This is a genomic window from Pseudomonas sp. IPO3747 (assembly GCF_013385245.1).
Taxonomy (GTDB): Bacteria; Pseudomonadota; Gammaproteobacteria; order Pseudomonadales; family Pseudomonadaceae; genus Aquipseudomonas; species Aquipseudomonas edaphica.
This window is the reverse complement of sequence record NZ_JACAQL010000009.1, coordinates 557,077-577,114: the sequence shown is the minus strand read 5'-3', so window position 1 is coordinate 577,114 and position 20,038 is coordinate 557,077. Positions and strand designations below refer to the sequence as shown.

The window sequence follows — 20,038 nt, the reverse complement described above, 5'->3', positions numbered from 1 at the left end:
GACCCAGCCGTCGCACACTCATTTTTTCAAAGGTGCCCGCCATGCCTTGGCTGCAAGTCCGTCTCGCCATCAGCCCAGAACAAGCCGAAACCTACGAAGACGCTTTCCTCGAAGTCGGCGCCGTGTCGGTGACCTTCATGGACGCCGAAGACCAGCCGATCTTCGAACCGGAACTCAATACCACGCCGCTGTGGTCCCACACCCATCTGCTGGCCCTGTTCGAAGACGGCACCGATGCCGCCGCCGTGCTGGCCCACATGGAACTGCTCACCGGCAGCCCGCTGCCCGAGCACCACAGCGAAGTGATCGAAGACCAGGATTGGGAACGCAGCTGGATGGACAACTTCCAGCCGATGCGTTTCGGCCAGCGCCTGTGGATCGTGCCAAGCTGGCACGCCGCGCCTGAGCCGAATGCCGTCAACTTGCTGCTGGACCCGGGCCTGGCGTTCGGCACCGGCACCCACCCTACCACCGCGCTGTGCCTGGAATGGCTGGACGGCCAGGACCTGAGCGACTGCAACGTGCTGGATTTCGGCTGCGGCTCAGGGATCCTGGCGATTGCCGCGCTGCTGCTGGGCGCCAAGGAAGCGGTCGGCACCGATATCGACGTGCAAGCCCTGGAAGCTTCCCGTGATAACGCCGGGCGCAATAACATTGCTGAAGGCAAATTCCCACTCTACCTGCCGGAAGATTTGCCCCAGGTGCAGGCCGATGTGCTGGTGGCCAATATCCTCGCCGGCCCGCTGGTGTCGTTGGCGCCGCAGCTGTCGAGCCTGGTCAAGCCGGGCGGGCGCCTGGCGCTGTCGGGCATCCTCGCCGAGCAAGGCGAAGACGTGGCCGCTGCCTACGCCAAGGATTTCGAACTGGACCCGATCGCCAACCGTGATGGCTGGGTACGCATCAGTGGTCGTCGGCGCTAGAATGAGCGCTTGCCTGAATCGGATGGCCGCATGACCGACAGTTTCGTCACCCAGTGCCCACACTGCCAAGCCCGTTTTCGCGTCAGCCACGCACAACTGAGTGTGGCCCGCGGCGTGGTGCGCTGCGGCTCGTGCCTGCAAGTGTTCAACGCCGCTCGCCAGTTGCTGGAGCAGCGCGGCAAGGTGCCTGCGCCTGAGCAGCCGGCCGTTGCCGAGAAGGCCACTGAGCCGACCGCCGAGGCCCCACGGGCCATCAGCCAGAAGCAGTGGAACGCCGAAGAACTGGACCTGGACAACCTGGACCTGGACGAAGAACTGGCCAAGCTGGAGCGTCGTCAGGCACCCGCTGACCGTCGCCAGCCTGAAGATGCCCTGAGCGCTACGCGCGGCACTGCCAAGGCCGAAGAAGAACAGTGGGCCGCCAGCCTGTTCAGTGAACCGCCCGAGGAGCGCACCCCAGCGCCCGAGGACGAGCCAGAGCCAGAGCCGGCCACTGCGACACGCCAGCGCACCGAACCCTCCATGTCGTTTCGCCTTGACGACATCGACGATGAACCGCCACTGCGCTCGGCGCCCCACGATGAAGATGACGATATCGACCCGCCGTTCACGCCCTTGACCCAGGCCCTGGACGAACCGGAACCCGAAGATCGCCCGCAACCGCGTCGCAAGCGCACGCGCCCCGAGCCAAGTGTTCACGATGACGTACTCCAGGACCTGGAAGACGACCCGCTGCACCTTTACGCCCAAAAGCGCCCGTCCGGCTGGGGCCGCCGCCTGATCTGGATGCTGCTGGTGCTGATCGCCGCCGCAGGCCTTGCAGGCCAGTACATCGCGTATCAATTCGACGACCTGGCCCGCCAGGATGCCTACCGCCCATGGTTTCAGCAGCTGTGCCCGTCACTGGGTTGCACGGTGCCATCGCGGGTCGATATCGCCCATATCAAGAGCAGCAACCTGGTGGTGCGCAGCAACCCGGAGTTTGCCGGGGCGCTGGTGGTGGATGCGATCATCTATAACCGGGCGACGTTTTCCCAGCCCTTTCCGTTGCTGGAACTGCGTTTCGCCGACATGAACGGCAATCTGATCGCCAGTCGTCGCTTCAAACCCGGCGAATACCTGAGCGGCGAATTGGCCGGCGTCAGCGAAATGCCATCGCAGACACCGATCCACATCTCCCTGGATATCCTTGACCCAGGCAATAAAGCGGTGAATTACAGCCTGAGTTTTCACTCGCCCGAGTGAACCGGCGCAGGTTCTGAGGTTTGACGGCAAATTATTGACTTTGCGCTGCGCAACCAAACCGGCAGCGATAAAGAAATAACTGTTCAGATTTTATCCAATTCAGCCTTTATCCAGTCATCGAGAGCGGGTATCATGCCAACCCTTTTTCGAACTCTAATGATCCGGCCCCACAACAGGGAAGTCCTATGTCGGCGGTACGCATCGGCCCATACACATTGCAAAACGGCTTGATCCTCGCCCCGATGGCGGGCGTCACCGACCAGCCCTTTCGTCAGCTGTGCAAGCGTTTGGGCGCGGGTCTAGTAGTCTCTGAAATGGTCACCAGCGACATGAGCTTGTGGAACACCCGCAAATCGCGGATGCGCATGATCCACGAAGGTGATCCCGAGCCCCGCTCGGTGCAGATCGCCGGGGGTGATGCGCAAATGCTGGCAGATGCGGCCCGAGCCAACGTGGAGTTGGGCGCACAGATCATCGACATCAACATGGGCTGCCCGGCCAAGAAGGTCTGCAACAAGGCCGCCGGTTCCGCATTGTTGAAAGATGAGCAGTTGGTAGCCGAGATCCTGCAGGCCGTTGTCGCCGCAGTGGATGTGCCGGTCACCCTGAAAATTCGTACCGGCTGGGACCGGGACAACAAAAATGGCCTGACAGTGGCGAAGATCGCTGAACAGGCCGGGATTACAGCGCTGGCGGTGCATGGCCGCACCCGCGCCGACCTTTACACAGGTGAAGCTGAGTACGACACCATTGCCGCGATCAAGCAGGCGGTGTCGATGCCGGTCTTTGCCAATGGCGATATCGACTCAGCCGAGAAAGCCCGGCGCGTGCTGCACGCAACCGGTGCCGATGGCTTGTTGATTGGCCGGGCCGCCCAGGGGCGGCCATGGATTTTTCGTGAGATCGAACACTTTCTGCGTACCGGCGAAGTCTTGCCGGCACCGGAGTTGATCGAGGTGGAACGTATTCTGCTAGAGCATCTGGCCGCCCTGCACGCCTTCTATGGAGACGTGATGGGAGTACGCATTGCTCGCAAGCATGTCGGCTGGTATCTCGCCACCTTGCCGGGCGCCAAGGAATTCCGCGCTCAGTTCAATCGTTTGGATGAAACGCAGGCACAGGTCGCCACCGTTCGTGAGTTCTTCGCCGAACGTGACAAGAGCCTGGGAACAGGGGATGGAGAGGGGGTGGCCGCATGACGATGATGACCGAGACTTTAGTGAGTGGAACAGCACCCGTGAGCGACAACGTCAATTTGAAACAGCACCTGAACACGCCGAGCGAAGAAGGTCAGACCCTTCGTGGGAGTGTCGAGAAGGCGCTGCACAATTATTTCGCCCACCTTGAGGGCGCTTCCGTCACGGACGTGTACAACCTGGTGCTCTCCGAAGTCGAGGCGCCGTTGCTCGAAAGCGTGATGAACTACGTCAAGGGCAACCAGACCAAAGCCAGTGAGCTGCTGGGCCTCAACCGTGGCACCTTGCGCAAAAAGCTCAAACAATACGATTTGCTGTAAGCATTCAATCAAACCAGAAAGGCGCCCGCGTAAAAACGGTCGCCTTTTTTGCTGACTCCTTTGCTTTTGATGGAAATTGAAATGACCGACCAGACCACCCGCCTGCCGATCCGCCGCGCCTTGATCAGTGTCTCCGACAAGACCGGGATCCTCGAATTTGCCCGGGAGCTGGAAGCCCTTGGCGTGGAAATCCTCTCCACAGGCGGGACCTTCAAACTGCTGCAGGACAACGGCGTGGCCGCAGTAGAAGTCGCGGACTACACCGGTTTCGCAGAAATGATGGACGGTCGGGTCAAGACCCTGCACCCGAAAATCCACGGCGGGATCCTCGGTCGTCGCGGTATCGATGACGCCATCATGAGCGAACACGGCATCAAGCCGATCGACCTGGTAGCCGTTAACCTTTACCCGTTCGAAGCCACCATCAACAAGCCAGGCTGCGACCTGCCGACCGCCATCGAGAACATCGATATCGGCGGCCCGACCATGGTTCGCTCCGCTGCCAAGAACCACAAAGACGTGGCCATCGTGGTTAACGCCAGCGACTACGCGCAAGTATTGGAAAGCCTGAAAGCCGGCGGCCTGACCTACGCCCAGCGTTTCGACCTGATGCTCAAGGCGTTCGAACACACCGCCGCCTACGACGGCATGATCGCCAACTACATGGGCACCGTGAACCAGGCCGCTGAAACCCTGAGCACAGAAGGCCGCAGCCAGTTCCCGCGCACCTTCAACAGCCAGTTCATCAAGGCCCAGGAAATGCGCTACGGCGAGAACCCGCACCAGAGCGCGGCGTTCTACGTTGAGGCCAAGCCTGCCGAAGTCGGCATCGCCACCGCGACCCAGCTGCAAGGCAAGGAGCTGTCCTACAACAACGTGGCCGACACCGACGCCGCGCTGGAATGTGTGAAGAGCTTCGTCAAGCCAGCCTGCGTGATCGTCAAGCACGCCAACCCGTGCGGCGTGGCTGTGAGCCCGGACGCTGAAGGCGGCATTCGCCAGGCCTACGAACTGGCCTACGCCACTGACACTGAATCCGCGTTTGGCGGCATCATTGCCTTCAACCGTGAGCTGGACGCCGAGACCGCCAAGGCGATCGTCGAGCGCCAGTTCGTTGAAGTGATCATTGCCCCATCCGTCAGTGAAGAAGCTCGCGCCATCGTCGCCGCCAAAGCCAACGTGCGCCTGCTGGCCTGCGGCGAGTGGTCAGCAGACCGCGCCGCTGCCTGGGACTACAAGCGCGTCAATGGCGGCTTGCTGGTACAGAGCCGCGACATCGGCATGATCGGCAGCGAAGACTTGAAGGTCGTCACCAAGCGCGCCCCGACCGAGCAAGAGATCAACGACCTGATCTTCGCCTGGAAAGTCGCCAAGTACGTTAAGTCCAACGCCATCGTCTACGCCAAGAACCGCCAGACCATCGGTGTCGGCGCCGGCCAGATGAGCCGCGTGAACTCGGCGCGTATCGCCGCGATCAAGGCAGAACACGCAGGCTTGCAGGTCGTGGGTTCGGTGATGGCTTCCGACGCGTTCTTCCCGTTCCGTGATGGCCTGGACAACGCCGCGAAAGCCGGTGTTACCGCCGTGATCCAACCGGGTGGCTCGATGCGTGATGCTGAAGTGATCGCGGCCGCTGATGAAGCGGGCATCGCGATGGTCTTCACCGGCATGCGCCACTTCCGCCACTGATTGATCGTTCCCACGCTCCGCGTGGGAACGCAGCCAGGGACGCTCCGCGTCCCTCGGACGCAGAGCGTCCGTAGAGGCATTCCCACGCAGAGCGTGGGAACGATCATCCTAACGAGGGTTTTGAAATGAATGTTTTGATCATTGGCAGCGGTGGCCGCGAACACGCCCTGGCCTGGAAAGTTGCCCAGGACCCACGCGTTCAGAAGGTTTTCGTCGCCCCCGGCAACGCCGGCACCGCCATTGAAGCCAAGTGCGAAAACGTCGCCATCGACGTGCTGGCCCTTGAGCAGCTTGCTGATTTTGCCGAAAAAAATGTTTCCCTGACCATCGTCGGCCCGGAAGTACCGCTGGTTGCCGGCGTTGTGGACCTGTTCCGCAGCCGTGGCCTGGATTGCTTCGGCCCAACCGCCGGTGCCGCCCAGCTGGAAGGCTCCAAAGCCTTTACCAAGGATTTCCTGGCTCGCCACAAGATCCCGACGGCGGACTACCAGAACTTCACCGAGATTGAGCCGGCCCTGGCTTACCTGCGTGAAAAAGGCGCACCGATCGTGATCAAGGCCGATGGCCTGGCCGCCGGTAAAGGCGTGATCGTCGCCATGACCTTGCAGGAAGCCGAAGACGCCGTACGCGACATGCTCGCCGGTAACGCGTTTGGTGATGCAGGCTCGCGTGTGGTGATCGAGGAGTTCCTCGACGGCGAAGAAGCCAGCTTCATCGTGATGGTCGATGGCAAAAATGTGTTGCCGATGGCCACCAGCCAGGACCACAAACGTGTTGGCGACGGCGACAGCGGCCCGAACACCGGTGGCATGGGTGCCTACTCCCCTGCCCCGGTCGTCACCGCCGACGTGCACAAACGCGTGATGGACCTGGTGATCTGGCCAACCGTGCGCGGCATGGCCGACGAAGGCAATGTGTACACCGGTTTCCTCTACGCTGGCCTGATGATCGACAAAGCCGGCAACCCGAAAGTCATCGAGTTCAACTGCCGCTTCGGCGACCCGGAAACCCAACCGGTGATGCTGCGTCTGCAATCGAGCCTGGTGCTGCTGGTGGAAGCCGCATTGGCCCAGGCCCTGGACAAGGTTGAAGCACAGTGGGACCCGCGCCCGAGTGTCGGCATCGTACTGGCGGCCGGTGGTTACCCAGCCGACTACGCCAAGGGCGATGTGATTGAAGGCCTGGATGCGGCTGCTACGCTGGAAGGCAAGGTGTTCCATGCAGGCACCGCGCTCAAGGACGGCAAAGTTGTAACCGCAGGTGGCCGTGTATTGTGCGCCACCGCAATGGGTGCCAGTGTCGACGCCGCGCAGCAACAGGCGTACAAACTGGCGGCAAAAATCGACTGGAAAGGTTGCTTCTACCGCACAGACATCGGCTATCGCGCCATTGCCCGTGAACGCGGCGAGAACAACTGAACAGCTACGCTTGCGTAGCTATCCGTTCGGCTAGGTAAGGGCCTCTGGCCCTTGCCGTACCCATGTCGCCCCGCGCATAGTTAACCCGTGCATCAACCTACGAAGGGATTTCGCCGTGCGCTGGCTCAGGATCGCCATAGGTTTTACAGTCAGCTTGCTGACCCTGCTCTGCTTGTTCCCGGCCCAGGCCGCCGCGCAAGGCAGTGGTTGGGCAGTATTGCTTGATGAACAGGCCGACCTGCAACTGAGCGACATCCGCTCCGCCCGCTACACCAATCAATTCAGCCCCATCGAACTCGACCGGATTACCGCCGCGGAGCCGGACGGTGCGTTGTGGGTACGCTTCAAGCTGCAACCCGGCAAGCACGAACAAGTGCTGCGGGTATTCGCCCCGGACCTGTCGCACCTGAACCTGTATGTGCTCGACGGCGACATGCTGGTTGAGCAGCAAAGCACCGGTACCCGCCAGCCCCAGGCGGAACGCCCGCTGCCCAGCAGCGATTTCATGCTGCCGATGCCCCAGAGCCAGAAGCCCCTTGAGGTGTACCTGCGCCTGGTCTCGGAACACGAACTGCGCCCCTACATCACCCTGGAACCGGCCGTGCTCGCCGCCGCCGACCAGACCCAGACGCTGATCTACGGCCTGCTGTTCGGCTGCCTGCTGATGCTGATCCTGCACAACCTCACACGCTTCGCCTATCACCGCTCGCGCAGCAGCCTGTGGCTGGCGGCCTGCGAAGTGCTGTTGATGCTGAGCCTGGCGCTGTTGCTCAACCTGGTGGGGCCGTGGCTGCCAAACTGGCACGCGGTGCAGACCCCGGGCGCCTACCTCGCGCTGCTGCTGACTGCGCCGTGCGGGCTGATGTTTGCCTATCGCTTCTTCATGCCCTTGGGCCCGCACCCGCTGAACAAGCTGTTGATGGCCGACATCCTGCTGATCGTGCTGTGCGGCCTGCTGCTGTTGTTTGTCAACACCTTGCCGCTGAACATCATCACCTACGCGCTGGTCGCCCTGGCAGGCTTGAGCATGTTGTTTATCTCGGCTTACCACTGGCAGAAAGGCTACCGGCCGGCGCGCTTGTTTGTGGTGGCGATGGTGGTGTTCAACATCGGCACCCTGATCATCCTGCCCGCCCTGCTGGGCCTGACGCTGGTGGCACCGCAAGGTTTGATCGTGACCCTGCTGAGCTTTATCTGCCTGAGCGGCCTGCTGATGAGCCTGGCCCTGGGCGAACGCCAGCGCGCCATTGTCGAAGCACGCTTCAGCCTCAGCCGCGACCTGGCGGCCAGCAATGCCGAGATCGCCGCCAAGGCCGAATTCCTGGCGAAGATCAGCCACGAAATCCGCACGCCCATGAACGGCGTACTGGGCATGACCGAGTTGCTGCTCGGCACGCCGCTGTCGGTGAAGCAGCGTGACTATGTGCAGACCATCCACAGCGCCGGCAATGAACTGCTGACGCTGATCAACGAGATCCTCGACATCTCCAAGCTCGAATCCGGGCAGATCGAACTGGACGACGTGCAATTTGACCTCAACGCGCTGATCGATGACTGCTTGAGTATCTTCCGCGCCAAGGCCGAACAGCAGAACGTCGAGCTGATCAGCTTTATCCAGCCGCAGGTGCCCCGCGTGATCAGTGGCGACCCCACGCGCCTGCGCCAGGCGCTGTTGAGCCTGCTGGAAAACGCCCTGCAAAAAACCGATGAAGGCGAAGTGCTGATCGTGGTCGCCCTGGACGAACGCAGCACCAAGCCACGCCTGCGCATCGCCGTACAAGACAGCGGCCTGCCGATGGATGCCGCCGAACGCGACGCGCTGCTGCACAGCGAACTGCACAGCAAGAACTTCCTCTCGGCTACGCGCCTGAGCGGCCACCTGGGCCTGGTCATCGCCCGCCAGTTGATCCTGTTGATGAACGGCGAGTTCGGCATCAAGAGCGGCAGCCACCAGGGCAGCACGCTGTGGCTGACCCTGCCACTGGACCCGGAACGCCTGGAGCACCCGACGTCCGACCTCGACGGGCCGCTCAAAGGCGCGCGGGTGTTGGTGGTCGATGACAACGACACCTGCCGCAAAGTGCTGGTGCAGCAATGCACCGCCTGGGGCTTGAACGTCAGCGCCGTGCCGTCCGGCAAAGAAGCCCTGGCGCTGCTGCGCACCAAAGCGCACCTGCGCGACTACTTCGACGTAGTGCTGCTGGACCAGAACATGCCCGGCATGACCGGCATGCAACTGGCGGCGAAGATCAAGGAAGACCCGAGCCTGAACCACGACATTCTGCTGATCATGCTCACCGGCATCAGCAATGCGCCGAGCAAGATCATCGCGCGCAACAGCGGGATCAAACGCATCCTCGCCAAGCCAGTGGCCGGCTACACACTCAAGACCACCCTGGCCGACGAACTGACCCAGCGCAGCAAGGGCACAATTGCGCCGCGCCCTGCTCTCAGCGCGCCGGCAGCAGTCACCGTGCCCAGTGATTTCAAGATCCTGGTGGCCGAAGACAACAGCATCTCCACCAAAGTGATTCGCGGCATGCTCGGCAAGCTCAACCTCAACCCGGACACCGCCAGCAACGGCGAGGAAGCGCTGGAGGCGATGAAAGCCCAGCGTTACGACCTGGTGTTGATGGACTGCGAAATGCCGATCCTCGATGGCTTCTCTGCCACCCAGCAATTGCGCGCGTGGGAAGTCAGCCACCAGCGTATTCGCACGCCGGTGGTGGCGCTGACGGCGCATATCCTGTCGGAACATAAAGAACGCGCACGCCAGGCCGGCATGGATGGCCACATGGCCAAGCCGGTGGAATTGTCGCAGTTGCGTGAACTGGTGGAGTTTTGGGTGGCGCAGCGTCAGCAGCGGCCGGAACACGCCCCGTCGTGACCTTGAAATGCAGCCTCCGTGGGAGCTGGCTTGCCTGCGATGGCGGAGTGTCAATCACACACCCTTTGTCTGCTCCACCGCTATCGCAGGCAAGCCAGCTCCCACATTTGCCCGGTTGCGCCTGATAGACTCCGCAAACCTCTCCTATCGCGAGCCGCGCCCATGCTCCACGTGTTATTCAGCGTCTACCTGAAAATGCTGGTGCTCTACAGCCCGTTCTTTGTGCTGTCCTGCTTTATCAGCCTGACCCGTGGTTACTCCAGCAAAGAACGGCGCCGGCTGGCCTGGAAGGTCGCGTTGGCCACGCTGGTGTCGAGCGTGTTGCTCTACCTGTTCGGCCGGGTGATTTTCAGCGTGTTCGGCATTACCGTGGATGCATTTCGCATTGGCGCCGGCAGCGTGCTGTTTATCTCGGCCCTGGGCATGGCCCAAGGCAAGTCGGCGGTGCAGACCGACAATGTGCAGCAGGACGTGACCATCGTACCGCTGACCATCCCGCTCACGGTCGGCCCCGGCACCATCGGTGCACTGTTGGTGATGGGCGTGAGCCAGCCCCACTGGGATGACAAGTTCATGGCCATCGTCAGCATTGCCCTGGCCAGCTTCACGGTCGGTGTGGTGCTGTATTTGTCCAACCGTATCGAACGCATTCTGGGTGACCAGGGCTTGCAGATTGTCAGTCGGTTGATGGGGTTGTTCGTGTGTGCGCTGGCCGCGCAGATCATCTTTACCGGCGTGCGCGGTTATCTGGTGCCTTAAATCCGGTACTTCGCGATTGCCAGTTGCACCTTGTCGCCGGCACTCTCGCGCATCAGCTGGATGGTTTTTTCATTGACCACAGAGGTATTGAGCACCAGGCAAGTCTGGCCGCTGAAAGCCTCGACCGAAGAGCTGTCCCACTCCAGAAACGGCAAGCCCAGCTGTTTGCTCACACCGTGGGTGCTGTAAGTCACCAGCACCATCATCACCTCTCCCGCCGTTTCAGCACAGGACGCCAGGCCGAAATCACCGCCCTGATGCACGGTGCTATTGCGCTTGAACAGCTCAAACGAGGCAGGCTGTTGCTTCAAGGCCAGCAGCGCATCCGCCGCCAGTTTCGGCAACGCCGCCAGCAGCGGCCCTGCCAGCGAGGCCGCCGCCAGCGCGGCGATGATATTCAGCGCCGCCACCTGCACCGTCAGCCCTTTGCCGGAGCTTGAGACCCGCTCAAAAGCGCTGCGCACCGGCAACCAGCCCAGGCTGACCATCACCTTGATAAATTCGTCATACCAGGCCTCACTCCCCCGTTGGACCTTCAACACATCACTCACATAACTGCTGGCCAGCAGGTAGCTTTTACGAATGTATTCACGGTTCAGCGCCGACATGCCCTCGATAAACGAAATCACGCCGTTGTTCACGACGGCTGCATTGCTGTCATCTTTCGCGTCCAGGAACACCGAGCGTTTGGCGCCCGGCGCCCCTGGCAGCTTGTAGGCGGCAATCAACTTGCGCCTTTTGGCACTGATGATCCTTTTGTGATGTCGCTCCATTTTCAGTTCTCCACAAGCACCCCACATGGGGCTTGTCTCCACACTAGTCCAGCCGCTGGCGCGCTTTCCAGACCACAAACATCGCTTGGCGCCCCCGTCGAAAAAACGTCAACCAGCAATAACGAGGCATACCGGTAGACCTTCCTTTTTTCATCGGCAAAAAAAGAAAAAGCCCCGAGTAACAACAGGTTTTCACCCTGCGTTACTCGGAGCCTTCTTACCTGCCGCGAGCTGATTTCAGGAAGCGGGTTTCTCGCCGTACCAGCGTGGCGTGTACACCCATTCGCCGCCACCGGCGCGGGGGAATACGCAGGTGGTGGACGAGCCGATCAGCACCATGGTGCGCATATCCACTTGCTCAGGCGTCAACTGCCCCAACGTGGTGACGCGCAAGGTCTGGCCAGGGCGGCCAATGTCGCGACCCAGCACCACCGGTGTTGCGGGCGTGCGGTGCAACGCGACGATTTCCAGGGCGCGCCCCAATTGCCACGGCCGCGAACGCGAGATCGGGTTGTAGAACGCCAGCGCCAGGTCGGCCTGGGATGCAAGGTCCAGGCGTTTTTCGATAATCGACCAGGGCTTGAGGTTGTCCGACAACGACATCACGCAGAAGTCATGCCCCAATGGCGCACCCGCCTGGGCGGCAGTAGCCAGCGAGGCTGAGACGCCCGGCAGAATGTCCAGCTCGACCTGATGCCAGGCCGGGTCACTGGATTCGTGCAACGCCTCAAGCACCGCCGCCGCCATGGCGAATACGCCAGGGTCACCGGACGACACCACCACCACCGAACGGCCTTGAGCGGCCAATTCGAAGGCATGGCGAGCACGCTGCATTTCTTCGCGGTTGTCGGTGCAGTGTTGCACTTGGTCGTCGCGGAACGGCCCGGCCATGCGCACATAGGTTTCGTAGCCCAGCACATCGGTGCAACGCGCCAGCTCGGCCTTCACCGCCGGCACCATCAACTCGGCTGCGCCAGGGCCAAGGCCGATCACGGCAAGGCGGCCACGGGCACGGCCGACCTGCGACAGGTCCAGCGGTTGCTCTGCCACGGTGATCACGATGTCCGCGCCTTGCGCCACTTGCGCAAAACGCAACGGCACACCTAATTCCACTGCGGCTTGCTGCAACGAGGCTTCGGCCATCTGCGTGTCGCTGGCCAGCAGGCACGCCAGGGATTGCACGGCGATACCGGCGTCATGCAAAGCCGTTCGCACGCGCAGAGCTAAATCCACACCTGGCTTACAGGTGACACACACCGTCTTCGGATAAATCAGCAACTCATTGGCAGCCGGCACGCGCTCGGCACTGCCCACGTGAATCGCCAACCGTGCGTGCTGATCCCGCGGCAAATTCGCCTGATCCAGCCACGGCGTCACACCTTCGATGCGCACGCTTTCGCCGGCCAACAGGTCCGAGACAAACCGCTTGCCCAGTTCCAGGTCCGCCAACGCATAACCCGCTGGCGGGTTGAGCAGGCAGGTGCCAAAACGCAGCTCGCCGCTGGTGGTGATCGCTGCGGCGACGCCGAGTGCCGCGCCAATGTCGCGCGCCATCCGGTTCACACCGCCCAGGCCGCCGAGCAACGGCACCACGGCGCTGCCATCTTCAGCCACGGCCAGCACGGCGGGCTCTTCGCCTTTTTCCAGCAGCAGCGGCGCCAGCGTGCGGATCACGATACCGGCAGCACACAGGGCAATCAGTGGCGTGCCTTGTTGGTAAAGCTGGCGCAGGGTCGCGCCGAACTCACTGTAGGTCTGGTCCGCCCCTTCAACTCGCCCGGCCAAGCCGTGGATCAGCGCGCCAGGGTAAACCTGCGCGATCTTGCGCGCCGTCGCCAGGCTGCCTTGGCCGAGAATGACAATCGCCGGGCGCATCAACCTTGCCACCTTTCACCCGGCACGATGATCAGCGAGAAGTACGGCGAGGACGCTGGGTCGACTTGATCCAGCGGCACGATCTTCTGGTTGGCCATGGTCGCGCGTTCCACGTACAGCGCACGTTCGGCCAAACCGAGCTCTTGCAGCACCTGGCGCACCTTTGGAAAGTTACGGCCCAGCTTCATGATCACGGCGGCATCGGCATCCGCCAACCGACGCTTGAGGTCGTCGTGGGGCAACACGCCGGAGAGCACCGACAGGCTTTGGTTGCGGTACACCAACGGCGCGCCAAGCACCGAAGCGCCGCCGAGCATTGAGCAGACGCCGGGGATAACCTGGGCTTCATAACGCTCGGCCAAACGGTCGTGCAGGTACATGTAGGAGCCGTAGAAGAACGGATCGCCTTCGCAGATCACCGCCACATCGCGGCCAGCGTCCAGGTGCGCGGCCACGTCGAGGCTGGCGTTGTCGTAAAAGTCGCTGATGATCTGCTCGTAAGACATCGGTGCCGGCAGCACTTCGGTGGTCACTGGGTACACCAGTGGCATCAAGGTCTGCTGCGCCACCAAGTGGTCTTCGATAATACCGAAAGCATTGCCTTTCTTGCCCTTGGCCACGAAATACGCCACCACCGGCGACTCGCGCAGCAGGCGCAGCGCCTTGAGGGTGATCAGTTCGGGGTCACCGGGGCCAACGCCCAGGCCAATCAAACGTCCACGTGCCTGCATTACTCGACCTCCGTGGCCAAGGCGTTGACCGCCGCGGCAGCCATCGCACTGCCGCCCAGGCGGCCTTGCATGATCACAAACGGCACGCCACGGCTGTCGGCCGCCAGCATCGCCTTGGATTCGGCGGCACCAACAAAGCCCACCGGGAAGCCCAGAATCAACGCCGGTTTCGGCGCGCCGGCGTCGAGCATTTCCAGCAGGTAGAACAGCGCCGTCGGCGCGTTGCCGATCACCACCACGCTGCCTTCCAGGTGCGGGCGCCACAGTTCCAGCGCGGCAGCTGAACGGGTGTTGCCAAGCTCCCGCGCCAACTCCGGCACGCTGTCGTCGCGCAAGGTGCAGATCACCTGGTTATTGGCCGGCAGGCGCGCGCGGGTCACGCCTTCGGAGACCATGCGCGCATCACACAAAATCGGCGCGCCAGCGGCCAGCGCATCGCGCCCGGCCTTGCCTGCGCCTTCGGAGAACTGCAGGCCGTCGATGGCGTCGACCATGCCGCAGGCATGAATCACCCGCACCGCGAGTTTTTCCAGGTCGGCAGGGATGCGCTCCAACTTGGCTTCCGCGCGAATAATGGCGAAGGAGTTGCGATAGATCTCCTGACCGTCGCGGATGTAATCAATCATCGGTGTTGCTCCGTGTGCGGCCGCGTAACAGGGCGCCCGCCGCTTCAATGGAAAGAGTGCGTGCGTGCAGCCGGCCGAAACCGGGGTGGGCTGCCTCGCGAAAATAAACGTCGTAGTGGCCAGGGCTTACCGCCAGCAAGGTGACCGGCGCGGTGTGCGCGGCGGCGCAGGAGCGTGGGCAACCGGACAGGTGCACCTCGGCGCCAGGTTGCAGCGCGGCCAGTTGCAGGGCATCGGCCTTGGTGTCGGCCAGGCCTTTGGCGCAGCCGCTTGAACCGGTGCAGGCGATCATGCGTGCCAGGGGTTGGTCGACTGAGCCAAGGAAGCCCAATTGCTCCAAGCCTTCAGTCACGGCGCCGTGGTTTTTAAGGTTGGGCAGCAGTACGCCCTGCCACGGCGTAAAACGCAACGTGCCGTCGCCGAACTCACTGGCCAACTGTGCGGCGCCTTTGAGCATGCTTGGGTCCAGACGACCCAGCGGCGCAACGGCGGCAACGTAAAACAGATCTTTTTGTCGCTGTGGATAAGTGCCCAAGTGCAACAAATCCCCACTGGGCTGGCGTTTTAACCCATCCACCGACAGTAACGGCAGGTTCAGGCGGGCCAATAAGTTATCAACAGCCAGATGACGCATGCGGGTTTGCGTCGGTGTCGCCAGGTCGAGAAACGCTTCCAGCACCGCCACGACCAAGGCATAGCCTTGCTCCAGCGGCACAGCGCCCAAGGGTGCATCCAGCCCCGGACAACCGGCCAGGCCGAAGGCCAATAGTGTTTCGCCATCGCGCTCGAACGCCGACAGCCACAAGTCATGGTGATGTTCGAGCATCGCCAGGGCTTCACCGCCATCCAACTGCACGGCGAACTTGGCCGACAGCTCATGGAAACGTGGATGGTTTTGCAAGGTGGCAAGGATCTGATCGGCCAGCGGGCGAGTGTCGAACAGCATCTGGGTGTCGATACCTGCGCTGGGGCTGAGCATCAGGTTGCGCACGTCATCGCCAGCGGCGTTGTTCGGGCCAAGGCCTGCGGCCAGCAGCGCGGCGATCAACGCCTCTTGCTCGGCACCGATCCCGCGAATCTGCAAATTGGCGCGGTTGGTCGCCTCAATCACCCCACCCGCATAGGCCTGCGCCGCATCCGCCACTGCAATCGCTTGAGCCGCACTGATCGAGCCACCGGCCAATTTGATCCGGCATATCCCGCCATCCAGCGCCTGGACGATACGCAGCAACCCCGGACAAGCCGAGGGGCGCATGGTATTCAGAGCAGGCGTTGGGTTCACGGGGCTACCGGTTGACGGGTAAAGGCGCGGTATTATGCCTGCTTTGTCCGGCGGCATGAAAAGCCTGCCCGTCGGATGTCGTTCAAGGAATTCTTATGTCGCCCTGGCTGACGGTTGTAGGCATCGGTGAAGACGGCTTCAAGGGGCTGGGCAGAAACGCCCGGCATGCCCTGTTGCGCGCCACCCGGATTATAGGCGGCCAGCGCCAGTTGGACCTGCTGCCCGTGTGTATTGGTGGCGAGCGCCAGCTATGGCCAAGCCCGTTTTCCCTGGAGCCGGTGCTGGCCAGTCGCGGCGAGCCGGTGTGCGTGCTGGCCAGCGGCGACCCGATGTTCTATGGCGTAGGCGCCAGCCTGGCGCGACAGGTGGCCGCTGAGGAATTGCTGATTTTACCGGCGCCGTCCTCCGTGTCGTTGGCCGCAGCGCGTTTGGGCTGGCCGTTGCAGGAGGTGGTGACCTTATCCGTGGTGGCGCGGCCTTTGGCGGCGATTAATGCGCACCTGGCCACTGGCGTGCGGTTGCTGGTGTTGAGCAATGACGGGCGCAGCCCTGCCGCGATTGCCGCGCTGTTAGCCGAGTCCGGTTTCGGGCTCAGCCGGTTGAGCGTGTTTGAACACTTGGGCGGTGCAGATGAACAGCGCGTCGACGGGCTTGCTGTGGATTGGCCACACGCCTCGGTCGCGGATTTGAACCTGGTGGCCATCGACTGCCTGGCCGACGCCAACACCCCGCGCCTGTCACGCCTCGCCGGGCTGCCGGATTCGGCCTTCAAACATGACGGCCAACTGACCAAGCGCGATGTACGCGCCATGACCCTCGCCCGCCTCGCGCCAATGCCGGGCGAATTGCTCTGGGACGTGGGCGCGGGCAGCGGCTCCATCGGCATCGAGTGGATGCGTGCGCACCCGAGTTGTCGCGCACTGGCGATTGAAGCCGACGCAGGTCGCCAAGGGCTGATCGAACACAACCGCGATGCCCTCGGCGTGCCCGGCCTGCAACTGGTTCGCGGCAAGGCGCCTGAGGCGTTGCTCGGCCTGGAAGCACCGGACGCCATCTTTATCGGCGGCGGCGTCACCCGCGACGGTGTGCTCGACACCTGCTGGCAGCACCTGCGCCCTGGTGGGCGTTTGGTCGCCAATGCGGTGACCCTGCAAAGCGAAATGGCCTTGATGGCGTGGCGCGCGCAACACGGCGGCGAGCTGACGCGCATCCATGTGGCCCAGGCCCAGCCGCTGGGTGAGTTCGACACCTGGCGCCAGGCGCTGCCGATCACCTTGCTGGACGTGGTCAAGCCGCTATGAAACGCATCCTGTTGTTGGGCGGCGTCACCGAAGCGCTGGCCATCGCCCGCACGCTGGGGCCGGAGCATATCTATAGCCTGGCTGGGGTTGGGCGCGTGCCCACTGACCTCACCTGCCAAGTGCGCGTCGGCGGCTACGGTGGGCATGCAGGCTTGGCGCAATTTGTGCGCGATGAGCAGATCAGCCTGATCCTCGATGCCACCCACCCGTACGCGGCGCAGATCAGCCAGAACGCTGCCACGGCGGCAAAAATGTGCGGCATTCCCTGCTGGGCGTTGCGGCGCCCGGCGTGGCAGCCGCAGGCGGGTGATGACTGGCGCGAGGTGGGGGATTGGGCTGAGCTGATCGAAGCCTTGAAACCCTTCAAACGTCCGTTGTTCACCTTGGGGCGTGAGCCGTTGCAGCACCTTGACGAAATCCCCGCCGATCAATTCTGGACGCTGCGCGCACTGGATGTATATCCGGGCAATGAGCGCTGTGAAGTCATCGGCGCGCGTGGGCCGTTTCTGATTGAGGACGAGCGCGCGTTGTTTGAACGGCGTGGAATTGATGTGTTGATCAGCAAGAACAGCGGCAGTGCGGCGACCGAGCCGAAGCTGGAAGTGGCACGCGAGCGTGGCGTGCCGGTGTTGGTGTTGAAGCGGCCGGTGTTGGCGCAGGTAGATCGAGAGTTCACCGACGTGGCTGCGGTGCTGCAGGCAACCAGCACTCTCTAAACACCACCACTCCCACACTTGGATGCATTATCAGGCTGCTGCCGTCGACTGCCCTATGCCTTCATGCACGCGTTCAGCCAGCAATTGCGCCAGCTCAATCAACTGCGCAACGCCCAGCAATTCCTCTCGCTTCGGGCCATCCAGGTCAAACGCAAGGTCGCAACTCAGCGCATTAGTCGAGGCGAGTGTTTCGCTGAGGTTGACCAGCAGGTCTTCGGTGCTGATTCCGTCGGCTACGGTGAATAGCCGTACGGGGGGATTTGGGGTGGGTTTGATCATTGTGAATTTCCTTAATCTAAATGGAGCCGCCACTGATCGCCGCGATGCGATAGAGGGTGGCAGCTGTGCGCAGGTTCGCGGACCGGAGATTAAGGAAACCGGCATACCCGAAGGTATCCCGCGCACAGCCACCATAGCGCCGCACAGTAGACGATAAAAAAGCGTCAACTGAAAGGAGGCAATGCTTAATCAATCCGGGCCGCGACGCCCGACCGCTGCGTGTGCAGCGGCGTACACAGACTAGAGTTCCACCTTCCTAGGGACAACCTTAAATCCCTGTCGGACGTTTCCGTAGACGACCACTACACTTAGGTTATGTAGAGGCTCAACTAGAAGCGGCCTACATGAGCAGGGCATTGCTCGTGCAATCAGCAAGCTCAACACCAAGCCATAGCCAAACACACACCAAACTGTGGGAGCTGGCTTGCCTGCGATAGCATCGCCTCAGTACTGCAGGAAAACCGAGTTGTCCGCATCGCAGGCAAGCCAGCTCCCACAGGGTTCAGCGTCACGCTGGAGATCGCGACCCGTCGGTAAAATTGGCAATCCGTGGTTCCCGGCTATCATGAAGGCAACCACTGCGACACCAAACCACACCGCCGCTTTTTACTTATGCCCCCCGATCAGGCTAAATACCCACCTGATCGCTTAACCCTACGGATTGTCCGCCATGGCCCGTCAACGCTTTGCAATTGTGTGGATCGCCTGCTTTGCAGTGCTGTTCAACGCCTTTGCCATGCCGCTGGCCAGCGCGATGCAACAGTCGCAAGACCCCGTGCAGCAATTGCTGTGGGGCAGTTTCTGTTCCTCCAATGGCGCCAGCCTCAAGACCATTGCCTTGGGCAAGTTGGACATCCCGACGCCGCCCCAGGAAGATCATTCCGCCATGCAGCATTGCTGGTGTTGCTCGGGCTCACCGCCGCTGGTGGCGTTACCGGGGCATGTGCCGCAGCTGTATGTCACACGTTTTGATGCCGTGCCGGGCCTGTCGCCGCCCGCACTGCAAGCCCCTACCCCGCGCCAGCAATGGCCGAGTCTTAACCCCCGCGCCTCTCCAACGGTCTGATTTCTTCGCAAGTGAACTGCGTTTAGAACCGTTCTGGAGAACTGCCATGCTTAAATCTTCCCTGCTGCTGGCTGCATTGTTGCTGCCGGTGTTCAGTGCTGCCAATGCCGATGACTACAAGGCCGGCAGCCTGCTGGTCAGCGATCCCTGGTCCCAGGAATTGCCGCCGAATGCGCCGACTGTCGCTGCCTATTTTGTGATTCATAACCAGGGCGAAAGCGCTGATCGTTTGCTTAGCGTCGACACGCCTGTGGCGGCCAAAGCCGAGTTGCATGAGCATGTGATGCAGGGCGATTTGATGAAGATGCAAAAGGTGGAAACCGTTGCCGTACCGGCCAAAGGTGATCTGACCTTCGCACCGATGGCCTACCACGTGATGCTGCTGGACCTGAAAGACCGCAGCCAACTGCGCGACGGCCAACACTTCCCACTCACCCTGAACTTCGAAAAAGCCGGCCCGGTGCAGGTTCAGGTCTCGGTACAAAAAGCGCCGCCGATGGCCGGCCACGAGCATATGCACGCCCAATAGGCCAACGTAAATGGGCGCCCCTCGCGCCAGGTTGTCGCCACACCGCCGCAGGCCCATGAGCCTGGCGCGCGGCAGTTGGATCAGCCTGTTCGCCATGTTGATGATTTTTATCGGTCCGCTGATTTCCCAAGCGATGCCGATGGATCATCACGCCGGTATGTCGATGCAAATGTCCATGGACATGCCGTCGACCAGCCATAGCGAGCACACGCCAGCTCCCAGCGAACACCACGCCCTCTGGGCAAAGTGCGGTTATTGCGACCTGCTCTTCAGTTGCCCGGCCCTGCCCGGCAGCATCTCCCATGTCAGCCTCGGCACCCCGCCACCGGCGAATGCCCTGACGCCCGCCACCCGCCTGGGCCACGCCCGGCAGAGCATCTTCCCTGGCGCCCGCAGCCGCGCCCCGCCTATCGCTTCGTAAGCACT

General features: G+C 62.1%; 19 protein-coding genes. 13 read left to right on the top strand and 6 right to left on the bottom strand.

What is annotated here, in order from left to right; translation table 11 throughout:
• Positions 1–41: 41 nt before the first annotated feature.
• From prmA to HX790_RS15665, 8 genes are all read left to right on the top strand, one after another.
• The gene (gene prmA, locus HX790_RS15700; protein WP_017136746.1) at positions 42–920 is read left to right on the top strand and encodes a 50S ribosomal protein L11 methyltransferase; all 879 of its coding nucleotides are present in this window, start codon (positions 42–44) and stop codon (positions 918–920) included.
• A 30-nt stretch (positions 921–950) separates the two neighbouring features.
• Positions 951–2,165: a DUF3426 domain-containing protein gene (locus HX790_RS15695; protein ID WP_176991773.1), complete on the top strand. Its 1,215-nt coding sequence runs from the start codon at positions 951–953 to the stop codon at positions 2,163–2,165.
• A 185-nt stretch (positions 2,166–2,350) separates the two neighbouring features.
• Positions 2,351–3,364 (top strand): tRNA dihydrouridine synthase DusB, encoded by a 1,014-nt coding sequence (gene dusB, locus HX790_RS15690; RefSeq protein ID WP_099548135.1) that lies wholly within the window; start codon positions 2,351–2,353, stop codon positions 3,362–3,364.
• Positions 3,361–3,681, top strand: a complete 321-nt coding sequence (gene fis, locus HX790_RS15685) for a DNA-binding transcriptional regulator Fis (protein WP_003221275.1) — start codon at positions 3,361–3,363, stop codon at positions 3,679–3,681. Before dusB ends, fis begins: the two co-directional genes overlap by 4 nt.
• Positions 3,682–3,762: 81 nt before the next feature.
• The gene (gene purH, locus HX790_RS15680; RefSeq protein ID WP_176991772.1) at positions 3,763–5,370 is read left to right on the top strand and encodes a bifunctional phosphoribosylaminoimidazolecarboxamide formyltransferase/IMP cyclohydrolase; all 1,608 of its coding nucleotides are present in this window, start codon (positions 3,763–3,765) and stop codon (positions 5,368–5,370) included.
• Positions 5,371–5,495: 125 nt separating this feature from the next.
• Positions 5,496–6,788, top strand: coding sequence for a phosphoribosylamine--glycine ligase (gene purD / locus HX790_RS15675; protein ID WP_017136750.1), 1,293 nt, complete (start codon positions 5,496–5,498; stop codon positions 6,786–6,788).
• A gap of 115 nt (positions 6,789–6,903) precedes the next feature.
• Positions 6,904–9,675, top strand: a complete 2,772-nt coding sequence (locus tag HX790_RS15670) for a hybrid sensor histidine kinase/response regulator (protein ID WP_017136751.1) — start codon at positions 6,904–6,906, stop codon at positions 9,673–9,675.
• A gap of 162 nt (positions 9,676–9,837) precedes the next feature.
• Positions 9,838–10,434: a MarC family protein gene (locus tag HX790_RS15665; protein ID WP_017136752.1), complete on the top strand. Its 597-nt coding sequence runs from the start codon at positions 9,838–9,840 to the stop codon at positions 10,432–10,434.
• On the opposite strand, the gene HX790_RS15660 is transcribed toward HX790_RS15665, so the two are convergent.
• The 5 genes from HX790_RS15660 to cobG all read right to left on the bottom strand — a co-directional run bounded on the left by HX790_RS15660 (position 10,431) and on the right by cobG (position 15,778).
• Entirely contained in the window at positions 10,431–11,207 is a 777-nt protein-coding gene (locus HX790_RS15660; protein WP_176991771.1) for a hypothetical protein, read from the bottom strand. The genes HX790_RS15665 and HX790_RS15660 overlap by 4 nt on opposite strands.
• A gap of 237 nt (positions 11,208–11,444) precedes the next feature.
• On the bottom strand, positions 11,445–13,082 hold the full coding sequence (gene cobJ / locus HX790_RS15655) for a precorrin-3B C(17)-methyltransferase (RefSeq protein WP_176991770.1): 1,638 nt from the start codon (positions 13,080–13,082) through the stop codon (positions 11,445–11,447).
• On the bottom strand, positions 13,082–13,813 hold the full coding sequence (locus HX790_RS15650) for a precorrin-2 C(20)-methyltransferase (protein ID WP_017136755.1): 732 nt from the start codon (positions 13,811–13,813) through the stop codon (positions 13,082–13,084). The genes cobJ and HX790_RS15650 overlap by 1 nt, the downstream gene beginning before the upstream one ends.
• Positions 13,813–14,439, bottom strand: a complete 627-nt coding sequence (locus HX790_RS15645; protein WP_017136756.1) for a precorrin-8X methylmutase — start codon at positions 14,437–14,439, stop codon at positions 13,813–13,815. The genes HX790_RS15650 and HX790_RS15645 overlap by 1 nt, the downstream gene beginning before the upstream one ends.
• Entirely contained in the window at positions 14,432–15,778 is a 1,347-nt protein-coding gene (gene cobG / locus HX790_RS15640) for a precorrin-3B synthase (protein ID WP_176991769.1), read from the bottom strand. Before cobG ends, HX790_RS15645 begins: the two co-directional genes overlap by 8 nt.
• A gap of 38 nt (positions 15,779–15,816) precedes the next feature.
• Between cobG and cbiE the strand changes: the two genes are divergently transcribed.
• Complete coding sequence (gene cbiE / locus HX790_RS15635; protein WP_176991768.1) at positions 15,817–17,022, top strand: precorrin-6y C5,15-methyltransferase (decarboxylating) subunit CbiE; 1,206 nt, start codon at positions 15,817–15,819, stop codon at positions 17,020–17,022.
• The gene (locus HX790_RS15630) at positions 17,019–17,738 is read left to right on the top strand and encodes a cobalt-precorrin-6A reductase (RefSeq protein ID WP_099548129.1); all 720 of its coding nucleotides are present in this window, start codon (positions 17,019–17,021) and stop codon (positions 17,736–17,738) included. The genes cbiE and HX790_RS15630 overlap by 4 nt, the downstream gene beginning before the upstream one ends.
• Positions 17,739–17,768: 30 nt before the next feature.
• Here HX790_RS15630 and HX790_RS15625 read toward each other — a convergent pair whose 3' ends face one another.
• A complete protein-coding gene (locus HX790_RS15625) occupies positions 17,769–18,017 on the bottom strand; it encodes a DUF6124 family protein (RefSeq protein ID WP_176991767.1) in 249 nt (82 codons plus the stop codon).
• A 670-nt stretch (positions 18,018–18,687) separates the two neighbouring features.
• Here HX790_RS15625 and HX790_RS15620 point away from each other — a divergent pair.
• From HX790_RS15620 to HX790_RS15610, 3 genes are read left to right on the top strand one after another with little or no spacing between them, the layout of a single operon-like run.
• Positions 18,688–19,083, top strand: coding sequence for a DUF2946 domain-containing protein (locus tag HX790_RS15620; protein WP_068931263.1), 396 nt, complete (start codon positions 18,688–18,690; stop codon positions 19,081–19,083).
• A gap of 46 nt (positions 19,084–19,129) precedes the next feature.
• The gene (locus HX790_RS15615) at positions 19,130–19,612 is read left to right on the top strand and encodes a copper chaperone PCu(A)C (RefSeq protein ID WP_017136762.1); all 483 of its coding nucleotides are present in this window, start codon (positions 19,130–19,132) and stop codon (positions 19,610–19,612) included.
• A gap of 10 nt (positions 19,613–19,622) precedes the next feature.
• On the top strand, positions 19,623–20,033 hold the full coding sequence (locus HX790_RS15610; protein ID WP_176991766.1) for a DUF2946 domain-containing protein: 411 nt from the start codon (positions 19,623–19,625) through the stop codon (positions 20,031–20,033).
• Positions 20,034–20,038 lie beyond the last annotated feature (5 nt).